General features: G+C 44.9%; 14 protein-coding genes. 9 read left to right on the forward strand and 5 right to left on the reverse strand.

What is annotated here, in order from left to right; translation table 11 throughout:
• Window positions 1–27: 27 nt before the first annotated feature.
• Together MSG36_RS07380 and MSG36_RS07385 are read right to left on the reverse strand one after the other, a co-directional pair.
• Entirely contained in the window at window positions 28–1,116 is a 1,089-nt protein-coding gene (locus MSG36_RS07380; protein WP_248366992.1) for a microcin C ABC transporter permease YejB, read from the reverse strand.
• Between the two features lie 12 nt (window positions 1,117–1,128).
• The gene (locus MSG36_RS07385) at window positions 1,129–3,024 is read right to left on the reverse strand and encodes an extracellular solute-binding protein (RefSeq protein ID WP_248366994.1); all 1,896 of its coding nucleotides are present in this window, start codon (window positions 3,022–3,024) and stop codon (window positions 1,129–1,131) included.
• Window positions 3,025–3,446: 422 nt separating this feature from the next.
• Between MSG36_RS07385 and MSG36_RS07390 the strand changes: the two genes are divergently transcribed.
• On the forward strand, window positions 3,447–4,490 hold the full coding sequence (locus tag MSG36_RS07390; RefSeq protein WP_248366996.1) for an endonuclease/exonuclease/phosphatase family protein: 1,044 nt from the start codon (window positions 3,447–3,449) through the stop codon (window positions 4,488–4,490).
• A 115-nt stretch (window positions 4,491–4,605) separates the two neighbouring features.
• Here MSG36_RS07390 and MSG36_RS07395 read toward each other — a convergent pair whose 3' ends face one another.
• Window positions 4,606–5,202, reverse strand: coding sequence for a porin family protein (locus tag MSG36_RS07395; RefSeq protein WP_248366998.1), 597 nt, complete (start codon window positions 5,200–5,202; stop codon window positions 4,606–4,608).
• Window positions 5,203–5,608: 406 nt separating this feature from the next.
• On the opposite strand from MSG36_RS07395, the gene MSG36_RS07400 reads away from it, so the two are divergent.
• The 8 genes from MSG36_RS07400 to MSG36_RS07435 all read left to right on the forward strand — a co-directional run bounded on the left by MSG36_RS07400 (window position 5,609) and on the right by MSG36_RS07435 (window position 15,139).
• A complete protein-coding gene (locus MSG36_RS07400) occupies window positions 5,609–5,923 on the forward strand; it encodes a winged helix-turn-helix domain-containing protein (RefSeq protein WP_248367000.1) in 315 nt (104 codons plus the stop codon).
• Window positions 5,924–6,122: 199 nt separating this feature from the next.
• Window positions 6,123–6,542 (forward strand): D-ribose pyranase, encoded by a 420-nt coding sequence (gene rbsD / locus MSG36_RS07405; protein WP_017060853.1) that lies wholly within the window; start codon window positions 6,123–6,125, stop codon window positions 6,540–6,542.
• 99 nt (window positions 6,543–6,641) lie between these two features.
• On the forward strand, window positions 6,642–8,147 hold the full coding sequence (rbsA, locus tag MSG36_RS07410; RefSeq protein ID WP_248367002.1) for a ribose ABC transporter ATP-binding protein RbsA: 1,506 nt from the start codon (window positions 6,642–6,644) through the stop codon (window positions 8,145–8,147).
• The gene (gene rbsC, locus MSG36_RS07415; RefSeq protein ID WP_048610991.1) at window positions 8,144–9,130 is read left to right on the forward strand and encodes a ribose ABC transporter permease; all 987 of its coding nucleotides are present in this window, start codon (window positions 8,144–8,146) and stop codon (window positions 9,128–9,130) included. The genes rbsA and rbsC overlap by 4 nt, the downstream gene beginning before the upstream one ends.
• A 127-nt stretch (window positions 9,131–9,257) precedes the next feature.
• Entirely contained in the window at window positions 9,258–10,136 is an 879-nt protein-coding gene (rbsB, locus tag MSG36_RS07420) for a ribose ABC transporter substrate-binding protein RbsB (RefSeq protein ID WP_017058470.1), read from the forward strand.
• Window positions 10,137–10,358: 222 nt separating this feature from the next.
• The gene (gene rbsK, locus MSG36_RS07425; RefSeq protein WP_248367004.1) at window positions 10,359–11,327 is read left to right on the forward strand and encodes a ribokinase; all 969 of its coding nucleotides are present in this window, start codon (window positions 10,359–10,361) and stop codon (window positions 11,325–11,327) included.
• A 129-nt stretch (window positions 11,328–11,456) separates the two neighbouring features.
• On the forward strand, window positions 11,457–12,458 hold the full coding sequence (locus tag MSG36_RS07430) for a substrate-binding domain-containing protein (protein WP_048613455.1): 1,002 nt from the start codon (window positions 11,457–11,459) through the stop codon (window positions 12,456–12,458).
• Window positions 12,459–12,679: 221 nt separating this feature from the next.
• Window positions 12,680–15,139: a CHASE3 domain-containing protein gene (locus tag MSG36_RS07435; protein WP_248367006.1), complete on the forward strand. Its 2,460-nt coding sequence runs from the start codon at window positions 12,680–12,682 to the stop codon at window positions 15,137–15,139.
• Window positions 15,140–15,224: 85 nt separating this feature from the next.
• On the opposite strand, the gene MSG36_RS07440 is transcribed toward MSG36_RS07435, so the two are convergent.
• Together MSG36_RS07440 and MSG36_RS07445 are read right to left on the reverse strand one after the other, a co-directional pair.
• Window positions 15,225–16,016 carry a carbon-nitrogen hydrolase family protein gene (locus MSG36_RS07440; RefSeq protein ID WP_248367009.1) on the reverse strand — a complete coding sequence of 264 codons (792 nt, stop codon included), beginning with the start codon at window positions 16,014–16,016 and terminating at the stop codon, window positions 15,225–15,227.
• A gap of 162 nt (window positions 16,017–16,178) precedes the next feature.
• The gene (locus tag MSG36_RS07445; RefSeq protein WP_248367012.1) at window positions 16,179–16,601 is read right to left on the reverse strand and encodes a lysozyme inhibitor LprI family protein; all 423 of its coding nucleotides are present in this window, start codon (window positions 16,599–16,601) and stop codon (window positions 16,179–16,181) included.
• Window positions 16,602–16,623 lie beyond the last annotated feature (22 nt).

Consider the following 16,623-nt stretch of genomic DNA (forward strand, 5'->3'; position numbering starts at 1 on the left):
TATCAATACCTTTTTATTCATTCGCCATTAACGCGCTTCAAAATCAATTCGAGGATCAACCCAGGTATACGTCAGGTCGGAGATAATGCTCAGCACCAAGCCAAGCAAGGTCATAATATAGAGAGAGCTGAACACCACTGGGTAATCTCGCTGAATGGTCGACTCAAAACCAAGTAGACCGATGCCTTCGAGTGAAAACATCACTTCAATCAACATAGAACCCGTGAAGAAAATACTAATAAATGCACTCGGGAAACCGGCAATAATGATCAACATCGCGTTACGGAAAACGTGCTTGTAGAGAATGCTGCTCTCGTCCAAACCTTTCGCTCGCGCGGTCACTACATATTGCTTATTAATTTCATCAAGGAAGGAGTTTTTGGTCAGCATGCTCAGTGTGGCAAAGCCACCGATGACCATGGCAAAAATAGGCAAAGCTAAGTGCCAGAAATAGTCGCCAATTTGCTGATACCAATTGAGCTGGTCGAAGTTACTCGACACTAACCCACGCAATGGGAACCAACTGAAGTAGTTACCACTCGCAAACAAAATAATCAGGATAATCGCAAACAAGAAACCTGGAACGGCATAGCCAACAATCACCACCGCACTTGACCAAATATCGAAGCGAGAACCGTGATGTATCGCCTTCATGATGCCTAAAGGTATCGAAATCACATAGATGATTAAGGTACTCCATAACCCTAAGGAGATGGAAACAGGCAGCCGCTCGATGATGAGATCAATAACGTTGCCTCCCTTAAACAGGCTTTCACCGAAGTTAAAGGTCGCGTAGTTTTTCAACATGTCGAAGTAGCGAATGTGAATCGGCTTATCAAAACCAAACTGCTTTTTGATCTCTTCAACCACTTCAGGATCAAGCCCACGAGAGCCTTTATAGCCACTGGCAGACGCTTGGTCACTTTCGCTTAAATCAACTTCTTGTCCACCACCAGAAAAGCGCTCCATGATGCCAGAGTTATGCCCTTCTAATTGAGCAACGGCTTGCTCTACCGGACCTCCAGGGGCAATCTGGATGATGAAAAAGTTGATGGTGATGATCGCCCACAGCGTGGGGATCACCAACAATAAACGTCGAAATATATACGCGGCCATGCTAACTAACTCCTAGCGACGTTTTTCAGGAAGCAATGCCGCCTTCTCTTCTGAAATCCACCATGTATCGATACCTAAATCGTATTTAGGCAATACATCTGGACGCTCAAACTTGTCCCACATTGCTACGCGATATTCGCCAACGTGCCATTGCGGGATGTTGTAGAAATTCCACTGCAATACACGGTCTAGTGAACGACCTAGAGTAAGAAGCTTTTCAGGATGCTGTTGGTTACGCGCAATTTCTTCTGTTAACGCGTCAACCACTGGGTCGATAACACCTGCAGTATTGTAAGTAGAATCAATGTAGTTAGAGTTCCAAACGATCATTAAGTTCGGGCTAGGATAAGGGTTTGCGGAAAATGACGACGAAACCATATCGAAATCACGATCACGTAAGCGCTTGATGTACTGAGTGGTATCGATGGTACGGATCTTCATCTCGATACCCATGCGCTTAAGGTTCTTTTGAACCGGCGTTGCAATACGTTCCGTGGTTGGGCTGTAAATCAGCAACTCAAATGACATCGGCTTGCCCGTCTTTTCGTTGGTCATTACTTTGTCTTTCAGCACCCAACCCGCCTCTTTCAATAGTTTGAAAGCCGTGCGCATCTGGCTACGAATACGACCGCTACCATCGGTGACGGGTGGTTGGAATTCTTCGGTGAAAACTCGCGGTGGAATTTGATCTTTGTATTGAGACAACAACTCGATTTCAGCTTCGCTTGGTAAACCTTTCGCTTCATAGTCTGTGTTTTGGAAGTAACTGCGAGTACGTTTGTACTGACCATAGAACATGTTCTTGTTCATCCACTCAAAGTCCATCGCGTAGGTTAACGCTTCACGCACTTTAGGATCAGAGAACACAGGAGATTGAATGTTGAAGACGAAACCTTGAGTCGTTTCAGGCTTCTCGTGGTTAATCTCTTCTTTAATGATGTAGCCTTTATCGAAGTTCGCGCCCGTATAAGAGTTGGCCCAGAACTTAGCCGAGTTCTCGGTTCGAAGATCGAACTCCCCTGCTTTGAAGGCTTCCAACATTACCGTGTCGTCACGGTAGTAATCGTATTGCACTTGCTTGAAGTTATTTCGGCCAACGTTAACTGGTAGGTCTGCTGCCCAATAGTTTTCATCTAGACCATAGGTAACACTTTGGCCTGATTTGTAGCTGATGATCTTATAAGGACCACTACCGACTGGTGGCTCGCTTAGAGGTTCAGACAGCTTTCTGTCTTTCCAGAAATGTTTCGGTAATACACGAGTGCTTTGCGCAAAGCTGAACAGTTTTTCGCGGTTTGGACTGTTCATTTCAATACGAACAACCAAATCAGAGACCGCTTTTACTGACTTAATCTCTTTGTAATACACACGGTACTGAGGCACGCCCTCGGTTGAGAACTTGTCAAAAGTAAAGGCAACATCATGCGCGGTGATAGGCTCGCCATCTTGGAATTTAGCATTTGGGTTGATGTCGATTTCCATCCAAGTGAAATCACTGGCGTAGCGAACCTTTGAAGCAATCAATGGATAGTACGCATCAATCTCGTCGCTCGGAGAAAACATCAAGGTATCGTAAATCTCTCCGGTATAACTTGCAGCAACGCCACGGGAACCGAATCGATTAAAGCTATCGTACGTACCTATGCTGCCATAGGTCATTTTACCCTGCTTTGGCGCATCAGGGTTAACGTAATCGAAGTGAGTAAAATCGGTTGGATATTTTGCTTCACCAAAACCAACCAGTTGTGTGGTTTCAATAACGGTGACAGCAGGAGTTGATTGGGTTTCAGAAGCGTAAGTAACGGAGGGTTGTATAGCAATAAGCGGCAACATAATTGCACATGACTTCAATTTAAACCTGAAAAACTGAGTGCGTTGCGAGGCTTTGCGTCGAAAAACTGTTCCCATTTGACTCTCCCTTCAAATGTCATGAATTCTATATTCAAGTTGATTTATCGGCTTTGAATGCATGCCGTTAAATCAAGTATAGGTTCAAATCTAACATCATGTAATAACTAATAAAACCATCAGCACTCTATCTCTGACGGTTTATTTACAAATTACTCGTCACCGCTCGAAGTTATTGGATACAGTTAGCTTTGATTCCTTTGATTCCTTTGGTTCCTTTGAATAAGTTGATTAGCTTGGTGGCGTTGGAAAGTACGGGTTAAAGCAGAAGCACCAAGGTTGCGCTAGCCTGAATGACACAAGCCTCCACGACTTAGATTTCCTTTGATTCGCTTCTAAAGTGAAATTTAAGCTCTAAATAATCAACAAACTATACTTTTACTGGAGTATCCTTGCAGCCTAGGTCTAAATGGAATGACACTTTGAACAAACCAAACCAAATAACATTCGCAACGTTCAACCTTCTGAACTATCTCGAGCCACCGAATGCTTATTATGATTTTGAGAACATCTACAGCTTCGAAGAATGGCAGAAGAAGCAACATTGGATGGCTGAAGCGATTCGTTCATTAGATTGCGATGTGATTGGCTTCCAAGAGATATTTAGCCCGCAGTCTTTAGAGCAATTGATGAACGAGCTAGGTTATCCATACTTTGCAGTGATCGATAGCGCCCACGTTGAAGATGATTACCTCTACACCTCACCTGTCGTTGGGATCGCTTCCCGTTACCCGATTGAAAACGTACAGCCTGTTACGCCAGATTCGAAGTTACTGACAGCATTCAACCTTGACGACAAATTCTCATTCAACAGAACGCCTGTTCACGCGACGATTACGTTACCCCATTTAGGTTCAACCGACTGTTATGTGGTGCACTTCAAATCACAACGTCCGACAGAACCAAAGGTAGAGTCTGGTGATGCGAACAACGCTCTGCAAAGCGAAAAACCACAAAGCGACACACTCACCCGCTTCCATCAAGAACAGCTTGGTTCTTGGCTATCGAGTGTCCAACGCGGTCTAGAAGCTCAGATGCTGCATCAATACATCACCAACCAACGTTACCAAACCGAGCAACCTGTTGTGTTGATGGGCGACTTTAACAAACCTCTGTTTAATGATGAGTTTAAAGGGCTGTTGAGTTACTCAATCAACCGAGACGAAAACAGCAAGCATTGGCTATCCCACTTTCGATTGAAAGACAGCTGGGATCTTTATCATCAACTACATGAAGAAGACTTGCTTGAACAGCGTAAGCCAACCCATTATTACGGCGCTTCTGGGTCTGTACTGGACTACATTTTGATGTCGAACGAGTTTGATTGTCAGAACTCTTCAAGCTTGATGGAGATCTCTAGCTACACAGTGTTAGACCATCACCTGATTAATCCTAGTTTTGAACACGACCAATTCAGTACCGACCATGCCATCGTGTCTGTCACCGCTCATATTCGTGAAGCCTAGAGTTAAACATAAAAAAGCCGCAGTCAAAAACTGCGGCCTTCCACTTTAGCTAAACGGGTTGAGCCAACCGACGCCCCATTTAGAAACCGATTTACCGTTCAACAAAGTGTGAAACTTAAAAGTTGTAAGTTGCGCCAAGGTAGAATGAATCGATCACGAGATCTTTATCATTTTCAAAAGCTGAATCGCTCTCAATAACAAATGCATCCGCTTCATAGCCTAACCTAAAGCTGACGTTATTAGCCTGTTTAGGGGTGTACTCCACTCCGAAACCATAGCGAATACCCTCACCACTATCGTCATCAAGCACCGGCAGCGACTGGTCTAAATCAATCGTCGACAAACCGATGATGCCAAAAGGGCGAATTCCATTGTCAAACGTGTAACCTAGATTAGCACTGATCGAAAATGCAGTCGGAGACCAAGTGTAAGTAGATTGGTTTAATGCATTTTTCGCAACAACGTCGCCATAATTCGTATATTGCGCTTCTAACGCGACGATGCGATTAAATTGGTATCCAGCAATTATCTTATATGTCTCGTCTTCTGCATCAACAGTAATTGGAATGAAAGAGTCCTTATAAAGCCCACCATCATCAATACCAGTTGTACCGATTGCGCCGCCTAGGTAGAAACCACTATCTGCTGCCATTACATTGTTTGCTACAAATGCTGACATCATCGCGATGCTTAGAATAAATTTGTTGTTCATTACTGCTTGACCTTACTTAGTGCAAATCAAGATTGTTCCGCCTTCCTGTGCTGCACAATCTTGTTAGAGTTATCCGACACCCCGTCGAATTCGCAAGCAGGTTAAGCTCACAGAAAACAAAAAAATAAATAAAAATGTAATCACTTTGTCATTTCAAACAACACAATCAGTAATAACTAAACAAACAACTGAATAATAAAGAAATAAAAATACGCCTTTTCTAGATAAAACCTTCCCCTCAATTTTCAAACCGTCCCATATTTAGATTTTATTCGCGAAGACTTACGAACGCTTACTTTCAAGAGTGGTGTTATTTCGCATAACCCGCGCGCTTTGAATTACTAACACACCTAACGAACTACCTAATCAATCTCCACAATTCAGAATAAGACGAACAGAAAACACGATGAACCACACAATAGACTTCAACGGCTTAATCATTGATATCGACGCTCGAACAATTACCAATCAACAAGGAAACAAAATCACTTTGCGCCCTCACCTATTAGCAGTGCTCTGCTTATTATTGGAAAATGTGGGAAGACCGATTTCAAGAGAGCATATTGTTGATGTGTGTTGGGACGGGCAACTCTCGTCACCGCATGTTCTTGCTAACGTCGTCTATAACCTACGCAATGTCTTCGCGCGATTAAGAGCACCCAACGTCCAGATCATTACCATCAGTAAGTTTGGATATGCGCTATCGATTGAACCCACATAAAGGATTTATGCAATCAATGGCGGTGACTAAGATCACCAAAAAACGCCCCATCGAAACGTTTCGATGATCATTATCACACTCTAAAACAATCAAACGTGCAAATGATAAATCAGACACTATTATCACTATCGAAACGTTTCGATGGCTTTTCTTGAGTTGTTCTCAACCCATCAAGCGTTATTTTTCGATAGGTCGTGATATGAAAAAAAGTACTCTAATAAACTCTGAACTCTCTTACCTAGTGGCGACTCTTGGCCACACAGACGAAATCACGATTTGTGACGCGGGCCTGCCGATTCCAGACCACGTAACTCGTATTGATCTTGCTTTGACTCACGGTGTCCCAAGCTTTCAGCAAACGGTAAAAACCATGCTAGATGAATCTCAAATCGAAGGTGTTGTGATTGCAGAAGAGTTTGCGAAAGTAAGCCCAGAACACCACGCAGCACTGATTGATTTAATCAAGACAGAAGAAGCACGTTGTGGCAAATCGCTTTCGATTACTTACATCACTCATGAAGAATTCAAACAGCGTACGCATGAAAGCCGCGCTGTGATTCGCACTGGTGAATGCACACCATACGCAAATGTTATTTTCCAAGCTGGCGTAACCTTTTAGCTCAAGCAAAATGCAGCGACAGCTCAGTGTTATCACTGAACCAAAACAATACATAGACAGAACAATCAAATACAACTGGCCCCGAGTAAAGGAACCGACATGACTCAAGCCATTTTAGAACTTAGCTCAATTGAGAAAGCCTTCCCTGGTGTTAAAGCACTGGATAAGGCAAGCCTCAACGTTTACCCAGGACGCGTAATGGCGTTAATGGGTGAAAACGGTGCGGGTAAATCAACGCTTATGAAAGTGCTTACAGGTATCTACCACTTGGACGGCGGCACTATCGCCTACCAAGGAAAACCTGCTGCATTTAAAGGACCGCGTGACTCTCAGCAAGCAGGCATTAGTATCATTCACCAAGAACTGAACCTAATTCCTGAGTTAACCATCGCCGAGAACATCTTCTTAGGTCGTGAAATCACGGGCACCATGGGTCGCATCTTGTGGAACGAGATGTACCAAGAAGCAGACAAGCTACTTAAACGCCTTAATGTGAAACACAGCTCGAAAACACCTTTAGGTCAGTTGAGCCTTGGTGAGCAGCAAATGGTAGAGATCGCGAAAGCACTATCGTTTGAATCTAAGGTCATCATCATGGATGAACCAACCGATGCGCTAACCGATACCGAAACTGAATCTCTGTTTAAGGTGATTAACGAACTGCGCGATGAAGGCTGTGGCATTGTTTACATCTCTCACCGTTTGAAAGAGATCTTCGAGGTTTGTGATGACATCACCGTGCTTCGTGACGGTAAGTTCATTGGTCAGTGTGAAGTAAAAGACACCGACGAAGATGGCCTAATCGAAATGATGGTTGGCCGTAAGCTGGACGAGCAATATCCACGTATCGGCCAGAGCCACGGTGAGACTTGCCTTGAAGTGATTGGCCTGACGGGTTCTGGTGTTCACGATGTAAGCTTTACGCTAAAACGCGGTGAAATCCTGGGTGTATCTGGCCTAATGGGCGCAGGTCGTACCGAGCTGATGAAAGTGATTTACGGTGCCCTTCCAAGTGAACGCGGCGTCATCAACCTAGAAAACAAAACCATCAACCCGGTAAGCCCGAAAGACGGCCTAGCGAATGGCATTGCTTACATCTCTGAAGACCGTAAAGGCGATGGCTTAGTTCTAGGGCTTTCTGTTAAAGAAAACATGTCGTTATGTTCACTTGACCTACTAACAAAGAGCGGTCAAATCCAACATAAAGACGAAGTGATTGCAGTAGATGACTTCATCAAGCTATTCAACATCAAAACCCCGACTCGCGAACAGATTATTGGCAACCTTTCTGGTGGTAACCAACAGAAAGTGGCTATCGCTAAGGGCTTGATGACCAAACCAAAAGTACTGATTCTCGATGAGCCAACGCGTGGTGTCGATGTCGGTGCTAAAAAAGAGATTTACCAACTCATTAATAAATTTAAAGCCGACGGCATGAGCATCATCTTAGTCTCATCTGAAATGCCAGAAGTATTAGGAATGAGTGACCGCATCATGGTGATGCATGAAGGCCGTGTAAGCGGTGAATTTGATGCTAAAGAAGCAAACCAAGAATTATTACTGGCGTGTGCGGTCGGTAAAAAGATCAACGAGGACGCAGCATGAGTACTAAAACCATGAGCAAAACAACTGAAGCTCCAAATAAAAAACCGTTAATCAGCAAAGAGTGGCTGATTGATCAAAAGTCATTGATTGCTTTGATCTTCCTGATTGTTGTCGTTTCTTTCTTAAACCCGAACTTCTTTACTGTCGACAACATCCTAAACATTCTGCGCCAAACCTCGGTTAACGCAATTATCGCAGTAGGTATGACGCTGGTTATCTTAACCGCGGGTATCGACTTGAGTGTTGGCTCTGTACTGGCACTTTGTGGTGCATTCGCAGCCAGCATGATTGGCATGGAAATCCCAGTGATGATCGCCGTGCCAACCGCTCTTGTAGCAGGTGCAGCATTAGGTGCTATCAGTGGTGTGATTATCGCCAAGGGTAAGGTTCAAGCCTTCATCGCAACGCTTGTAACTATGACTCTTTTACGCGGCGTCACCATGGTTTACACCGACGGTCGTCCTATCTCGACTGGTTTTACTGACACAGCAGACGCATTCGCTTGGTTCGGTACAGGCTACGCAATGGGCATCCCAGTTCCAGTATGGATCATGGTCGTGGTATTCGCAGCGGTATGGTACCTACTGAACCACACACGCTTTGGTCGCTACGTTTACGCTCTGGGTGGCAACGAATCAGCAACTCGCCTATCAGGCATCGACGTAGACAAAGTAAAAATCGGCGTTTACGCAATCTGTGGTCTGCTAGCAGCAGTGGCAGGCATCATCGTGGCATCTCGTTTGTCATCAGCTCAACCTACCGCAGGTATGGGTTATGAATTAGACGCCATTGCAGCCGTAGTTCTAGGCGGAACAAGCTTAGCCGGCGGTCGTGGTCGCATCATGGGCACATTGATTGGTGCTCTGATTATCGGCTTCCTAAACAACGCCCTAAACCTATTAGACGTATCTTCTTACTACCAGATGATTGCAAAAGCAGTGGTTATTCTTCTGGCGGTATTGGTCGACAACAAAAACAAATAAAACCTATTCACATCCTAGGTTAATACAAGTAACACCCTGTTTTACCTTAAAATATTAGAATCTATAAATAATGTAACTACGAGCTAGGACTCACCTCCTAGCTCACCCTACACAAAGGACTTACACCATGAAAAAATTAGCGACTCTTATTTCTGCTGCTCTTCTTTCTACAACGGTATCTGTGTCTGCACAGGCGCAAGATACAATGGCAATCGTTCTGTCTACATTGAACAACCCATTCTTCGTAACCATGAAAGATGGCGCAGAAGCGAAAGCGGAAGAGCTAGGCTACAAGCTTATCGTTCTTGATTCTCAAAACGATCCAAGCAAAGAGCTTTCGAACATTGAAGATCTAACCATTCGTGGTGTTAAAGCAATCCTGATTAACCCAACGGATTCTGACGCTGTGTCTAACGCGATTCGTATTGCTAACCGCTCAGACATCCCTGTACTAACGCTAGACCGTGGTGCAAGCCGTGGTGACGTAGTGAGCCACATCGCTTCTGATAACGTAATCGGTGGCGAAATGGCAGGCCACTTCATCATGGAAAAAGTGGGCGAAAAAGCGAAAGTAATCCAACTTGAAGGTATCGCTGGTACTTCTGCTGCTCGTGAACGTGGTGAAGGCTTCATGAACGCAGTAAACGGCAGCGACCTTGAGCTTCTAGCAAGCCAACCTGCTGATTTCGACCGTACTAAAGGTTTGAACGTAATGGAAAACTTGCTTGCGGCTAACCCAGACGTACAAGCGGTATTCGCTCAAAACGATGAAATGGCTCTAGGTGCACTTCGCGCAGTTCAAGCTTCAGGTAAAGAAGTGATGATCGTTGGCTTTGATGGCACAGAAGACGGCATCGCAGCAGTTAACCGCGGCCTACTTGGAGCAACGGTTGCACAACAGCCTGACCTAATCGGTTCTCTAGGCATCGAAATGGCAGACAAAGTACTGAAAGGCGAAACAGTAGACGAGTACGTACCAGTACCTCTAAAAATCATCGCTAAGTAATCGTTACTAAGTAACGCGATATAAAGCAGGGGTCCCCTATCCCCTGCTTTGCTTAACTCATTAGCTCATTAGCTCATTAGCTCATTTACTCACTGACTTAACATAAAAGCAAAAACCCGACAGTGCATCGCTGTTTCTCATAAGCCGCTAACAAGGCGAGTAATTAACATCATGAGAAAGACCCATGCATTTTCAAATACGATATATCATAAGGCTCGTATCATGACTCAACTGATTGTTTTAGGTAGCGTTAACGCTGACCACGTACTGCAAGTTCCTTCGTTCCCTCGTCCGGGTGAAACCTTGATTGGCGGTAACTATCAGGTCATCCCTGGCGGTAAAGGCGCAAACCAAGCAGTAGCCGCAGCGCGATTAAACGCAGATATCGGCTTTATCGCCTGTGTCGGTGACGACCCATTTGGCATCAATATTCGTCAAGATTTCGCTAAAGATGGTATCAACATCGACGGTGTGATCGTTGCAGACAACACGCCTACTGGCATCGCGATGATCCAAGTATCAGCAACGGGCGAAAACAGCATTTGTCTTTCTGCGGAAGCCAACGACAAGCTGACTTGCGATCAAATCGAGCCGCACTTAGAAAAGATTCGCGGCGCTAAATACCTGCTGACTCAGCTTGAAACGCCAATTGAAGGCATTGAATACGCTGCGAAAGTAGCAAAAGAGAGTGGCACGCAAGTCATTCTAAACCCGGCTCCTGCTCGTCCATTGTCGGATTCGCTGCTTGCTTGTGTTGACGTGATTACACCAAACGAAACCGAAGCTGAAGTACTGACAGGCATTACCGTGACAGACAACGCAACTGCTCATCAGGCTGCGTTGGCTCTCCATGCTAAAGGCATCGAAACGGTAATGATCACGCTAGGCGCGAAAGGCGTGTGGGTGAGTCATCGCGGTCAAGGAAATGAAGCCAGCGAAGGTGAATTAATCGCAGGTTTCCGTGTTGAAGCAACAGATACAACTGCCGCAGGTGACACCTTTAACGGCGCGTTGGTGACAGGCTTGCTTGAAGATATGCCACTAGAGCGTGCGATTAAATTTGCCCACGCTGCTGCTGCTATCTCTGTGACCCGCTTTGGCGCTCAAACGTCGATTCCAACCCGTGCTGAAACCGATGCGTTTTTGGCAGAGCAACTGCCTGCTTCGCTTGATACCTATTTGAAGGGTTAACTCCTGAGCTAAACCGTAGTTAACGGATGTTAGCCTTCAAATTCGGTAACAACAAATAACAAGAATAAGCCCCTGTTTTCAGGCAGAATATAGCCCAACGTGGAAGGTTATTCCCACAAGGATTTTTTTATGGCAACAATGAAAGACATCGCACGGCTCGCAAAGGTTTCGACTTCTACCGTGAGCCACGTGATCAACAAATCACGCTTTGTCAGTGAAGAGATTGCTGAGCGTGTTAACAGTGCGGCTAAAGAACTCAACTATGCGCCTTCTGCATTGGCTCGCAGCTTGAAAATGAAGCAAACCAAAACCTTGGGAATGCTAGTGACCACATCCACCAACCCATTCTTTGGTGAAGTGGTAAAAGGCGTTGAACGTCGTTGCTACGAAAAAGGCTACAACCTTATCTTGTGTAACACCGAAGGCGATAGCGAACGCATGAAATCCTCTATCGATACCTTGCTGCAAAAGCGTGTCGATGGCCTGATGCTAATGTGTTCTACCCTTGAAGGCGAACATATCGATGTATTCGAGCGCTACCCAGAGTTGCCTGTTGTAGTCATGGATTGGGGCCCTATGTTGTTTGCGAGCGATAAGATCCAAGACAACTCGCATCAAGGTGGCTACATGGCAACTAAGCACCTGATTGATAACGGTCATTCTCAAATTGGTTGTATCACAGGGCCACTCCACCGCAATCAAGCTTCGTCTCGTTATCAAGGCTTCAAGCAAGCAATGGAAGAAGCCAATTTAGAGATCAACCCTAAGTGGATTGTCGAATCCAACTTTGAATGTGACGGTGGTTTTGACTCTTACCAAACATTAAAAACTCGTGGCGAAATGCCGTCTGCCTTGTTCGTCAGTAACGATATGATGGCGATGGGCGTGATTCACGCTGCGGCGCAAGATGGCACATCGATTCCGAATGATCTGTCTATCATTGGCTACGATGACATCCACCTGTCGAAGTACATGACACCCGCGTTAAGCACTGTCCACCAGCCAAAACATCGTTTAGGTAAAGCCGCAGTGGATACGCTTTTGAGCAGATTACAAACTCCAGATGCTTATCCGCAAGTCGTTGAACTTGAACCTACTCTTGTTGAACGAAGCAGCGTAAAAGCGCTTTAGTACTCGCCACACTCATAACACCGTTGAAAGCTAGCTTATTGAGCTAGCTTTTTTGTCTTTGAAACATAATAACGCCGCTTAATCGCCCCTAAAATGCCGTTAATATGCGAAACTTACACGCTAAAGTATGTACTTACGCACTAAGCAACTATTTGCGCACTTAACGACTGATTATCATCTACACTAACAGTGAATAACAACGACATGGAGAGCGCTGTTTTATGATCGCGGGTTGGTTTGACAATATATCCCTACAGAAAAAGCTATTAGTCAGCTTTTTGATTCCTATCGCTTTGATGCTTATCGTGGCTTTTTCTGTCCATGAAAACACCCGAACGGTTGTAAAAGACAATAGTTGGGTTGTACACACACATAAAGCCATCGCTCGGGCTCAAGAACTTCTCAGCTTAACAGTCGACTTAGAAACGGCTGAACGTGGTTACTTGATCACGGGTGATCCTGTTTTTTTAGAACCCTACCATTTAGCTCTTGATGTATGGCCTCAAAAACTCCAAACCCTTGCGAATCAAGTGAGTGATAACCCACCTCAAGTAGAACGCCTATATAGAATCGATGATATTCATAAAACATGGCTGAAGCAGTCTGGAGAGAAAGAGATCAATCAACGCAGCCTTGTCAATAAAGGCGAAGCTGAAATACAAAGTGTCATCGACCTCACTCAGCAGCAAACCGGAAAAAAATTGATTGACGAGATCCGCCAAGAGATTGCTCAATTCATTGAAATTGAACAACAACTTATTATTCTCAGGGTCGAAAAATCGAAGAGCTCAGCCAATCAAACCAGCTACATATTAATCCTCGGAACACTGTTTTCCGTGTTCATATCACTCCTTGTTGCTGCGTGGGCGTCAAAACGTATTAATCGAAGATTACACACCCTACTTGAGGCCACTAACCAAGTTGCCGCTGGCCATTTGGATCAAGGTGCTGCAACTCTGGAATTGAGTTCGAATATAAACACCCAAGACGAAATCGCTCATCTCAAACAAAGCTTTCAAAAAATGACAGCCAATTTGATCAGTAATGACAGTGAAATGCGAGCGAAAACTCAGGAGCTAATCGCCGAACGAACCAAAGCTGAAGCCGCAGTAAAAGCTAAGGGCGATTTTCTGTCTACCATGAGCCACGAGATCAGAACGCCAATGAACGGCGTTCTTGGAATATCTCAAATCATTGCAAGCCAGACCCAAGAACCCGAAACAAAAGAGAACATCAACATCATTCTCGATTCTGGTCACCACTTGATGACGATACTCAACGACATTCTGGACTTCTCAAAAGTCGAAGAAAACAAGCTTGAGCTAGACGTTGCACCCTTTAACTTTGTTCAAGTCATGCAGCCTGTATGCAGCGCACTAAAACCCTTAGCGGATGAAAAAGGCATTCGCCTGTTGATCGAAAATAACATACCGAAAAACATCCAACTCGTCGGAGACTGTGCAAGGCTACGTCAAATCATGTTCAACTTGGGCGGCAATGCGACCAAATTCACCAAAGAAGGTCATGTGTCCATTCAAGCTGACCTCAATCGCCCCAACAACCAGTTGATTCTGACCGTGACAGACACCGGGGTTGGTATCCCGAAAGATAAACACGAGCAGGTATTCAATTCGTTCGAACAAGCCGACACTTCCACAACAAGGAAGTTTGGCGGAACAGGGCTTGGCCTCGCAATCGTCAAGAACCTAGTCAACCTCATGAATGGAGAAATCACATTAACCAGTGCTGTTGGGCTTGGCACAAAATTCCAAGTCTCTCTGCCTATCACATGGCAAGAAAGCAAAGCGAAAGACATCGCTACCCATTCAGTCGATGCAGAAACTCTCAGTTATGACTCGTTAAGTATCCTGTTGGTGGAAGATAACCGTATTAATGCCATTGTTGCACAAGGCTTCTGTGAAAAACTCGGCCATCATGTCGATCATGCAGAGAACGGAAAATTGGCGATTGAACGTCTCAAGACCACTCAATATGACCTTATCTTGATGGACAATCATATGCCTGAAATGAACGGGGTCGAGACAACAAATTACATTCGTGAAAAACTGAAACTCGATACCTTGATATTCGCTTACACGGCCGATGTATTCCGTGAGGCGCATGACAACTTTATTCAGGCGGGTGTCGACCATATTCTGACCAAACCTCTGCAGCAAGAGAGTTTCTTCGACGCCCTACAACAGTTCTCAAGTCGATTACCGAAACAAACCGCAGCCGAAGGTTCGAGTGAGAATGAAAATATTGTCGAGCTTCATCGTAAGCCTATTGAAACGTTAAGGTTAACGGAAGAAGAGATCAGCCATTCAGAAGTGATACACATACTGAAAGATGACACGGAAGGGTTTAGCTTACTCATCGACTCAACCATTATTGAGTTCGAACAGTCGGTTGATCGCGTCATCGAATACTATTTAGCGAAAGAATTAGAGCCACTTTGTCGCACCCTGCACTCCATTAAAGGCATGTCACTAAACTTAGGCCTTAACATGCTTTCTAAGCAGGCATTGGAACTAGAAGTCGAAGCCAAAAATCAACAACTGCCGGATATTGAACGACTGCAAAAGCTGCTCAATCGCCTTATGGTCAATATCCATCAAGCGCAGCGGATGAAAAACGCCCATTCAGTCGAGCATCTGAATAAAATGAACGATCAAGCTTAGAACGCTTCGTTCCCAAACTAAAACGCAAGGCTTAATCACCTTGCGTTTTTCGATCTGATACCGCGCTAATCTCTGTTCTAGCGATTTAACGGTTTAAGAGAGCGGTGATTTGCTGCATCTCATCTTCAACATCAACACCATTGTATTGCGGTGCAATCGATAGATCTTGAATACTCACGGTTTCTATAGATTGCTTTTCGTTAAGTTGAGTCACTAACTCCCCTTTGGGTGAGTAGACTCTGCTTCCACCACAATAAGTCGCAGTAAACGCATCAACCACATCCTGTCCAACCCGATTACACGTCACCACATGACAACCTTCTTCTAAAGCCCTTGCTTGAGCAATAGCAAAACTATGCTGGCCACCGAAATTGGCAGGGTGAAGAATAACGTCGACCGACTGACAAGCTCTCATGATCTCCGGGAACCAAATATCAAAGCAAATTGCGACACCAAACTTTAAGCCTTTGTGCTCAAACGTGAGGCGTTCCTCCCCTCTCGAGAAGAACTGCTTGTCGAATTTGGTTTGACTGATTTTTCTATATTTGTGTCGTAAACCGGAAGCATCCACAACCACGACACTGTTGTAATATTGGCCGCTATCTTTCTCGGCAATGCCCGCAACAATCAAGGTGTGATACTTCGCTGCAAGCTGCGTTAATGAATCAATCGTAATGCTGTCGGCGAAGTCTTCCGCCAATTCGTGAATTTCTTCAGCCTCGTTAAAAATATACCCAGTCGTGAACAGTTCAGGCAGTAAAGTAATATCCCCGACTGACGACTCCGCTTGCAAAAGATCAGAGACCAAATCAATGTTCATTTGTTTGTTCTTGTATTCAACTTCAAGCTGAATAAGCGTGATACTGACATTATTCAAAATCGATTCCTTGCTAGGTAACACTTAAAGCTGTAATGCTTCAAGCTGGAGACTAAGAACTAGAGACTAAGAACGAAAGAGTAAGGCAATCACCTATCGTTTTCTTATTCGCACGCCAAAGGTTGAAGCAGGTGCACAGTCCTGTACGTATTTTAAACCTGCCTACGGCGCTAATTTAGGCTCTGGTAAAACGGGAGGCGTGCTGTCCATATAAGTTAAGAAGTTTTCCCACACCTCATGCGTGCGCTGCTTGGTTAACGTCGTCTTGCAGGAAAGCGCCATAACCCCTCGAATGGAACCATCACGCCATTGGGTGTACACAGAATCACAATGCGCCATCATGTACGCCTGCCAGCTCTCCTGAGCCTTCTTAATTGATGCCACCAGCTCACCATCATAAGCATTGTGCTCAAAGCTGGCTGCAAGGTATTTATCCAGTTCCGCTTGTGCAGATTCCAACTCAATTGCCGCACACTGATTGATCTCGATAGTATTCATCGCATTCTCGCAATCAACAACACCTTCGTCGGCCAACGCAGAGAATGAGAAGCACACCGCTATGAGTGCGGATATCAGTTTTTTCATAAACATCCTTTATGCTGTCACT

The organism is Vibrio sp. 1CM8B (assembly GCF_023161685.1).
Lineage (GTDB): Bacteria > Pseudomonadota > Gammaproteobacteria > Enterobacterales > Vibrionaceae > Vibrio > Vibrio coralliirubri.

Excerpts from the sequence above, each read along its gene's own strand:
- MSG36_RS07445 (WP_248367012.1), bottom strand. The coding sequence starts at position 16,601 with ATGAAAAAACTGATATCCGCACTCATAGCGGTGTGCTTCTCATTCTCT.
- rbsB (WP_017058470.1), top strand. The coding sequence starts at position 9,258 with ATGAAAAAATTAGCGACTCTTATTTCTGCTGCTCTTCTTTCTACAACG.
- MSG36_RS07435 (WP_248367006.1), top strand. The coding sequence starts at position 12,680 with ATGATCGCGGGTTGGTTTGACAATATATCCCTACAGAAAAAGCTATTA.
- rbsK (WP_248367004.1), top strand. The coding sequence starts at position 10,359 with ATGACTCAACTGATTGTTTTAGGTAGCGTTAACGCTGACCACGTACTG.
- rbsA (WP_248367002.1), top strand. The coding sequence starts at position 6,642 with ATGACTCAAGCCATTTTAGAACTTAGCTCAATTGAGAAAGCCTTCCCT.
- MSG36_RS07395 (WP_248366998.1), bottom strand. The coding sequence starts at position 5,202 with ATGAACAACAAATTTATTCTAAGCATCGCGATGATGTCAGCATTTGTA.
- MSG36_RS07380 (WP_248366992.1), bottom strand. The coding sequence starts at position 1,116 with ATGGCCGCGTATATATTTCGACGTTTATTGTTGGTGATCCCCACGCTG.
- rbsC (WP_048610991.1), top strand. The coding sequence starts at position 8,144 with ATGAGTACTAAAACCATGAGCAAAACAACTGAAGCTCCAAATAAAAAA.
- rbsD (WP_017060853.1), top strand. The coding sequence starts at position 6,123 with ATGAAAAAAAGTACTCTAATAAACTCTGAACTCTCTTACCTAGTGGCG.
- MSG36_RS07400 (WP_248367000.1), top strand. The coding sequence starts at position 5,609 with ATGAACCACACAATAGACTTCAACGGCTTAATCATTGATATCGACGCT.
- MSG36_RS07385 (WP_248366994.1), bottom strand. The coding sequence starts at position 3,024 with ATGGGAACAGTTTTTCGACGCAAAGCCTCGCAACGCACTCAGTTTTTC.
- MSG36_RS07430 (WP_048613455.1), top strand. The coding sequence starts at position 11,457 with ATGGCAACAATGAAAGACATCGCACGGCTCGCAAAGGTTTCGACTTCT.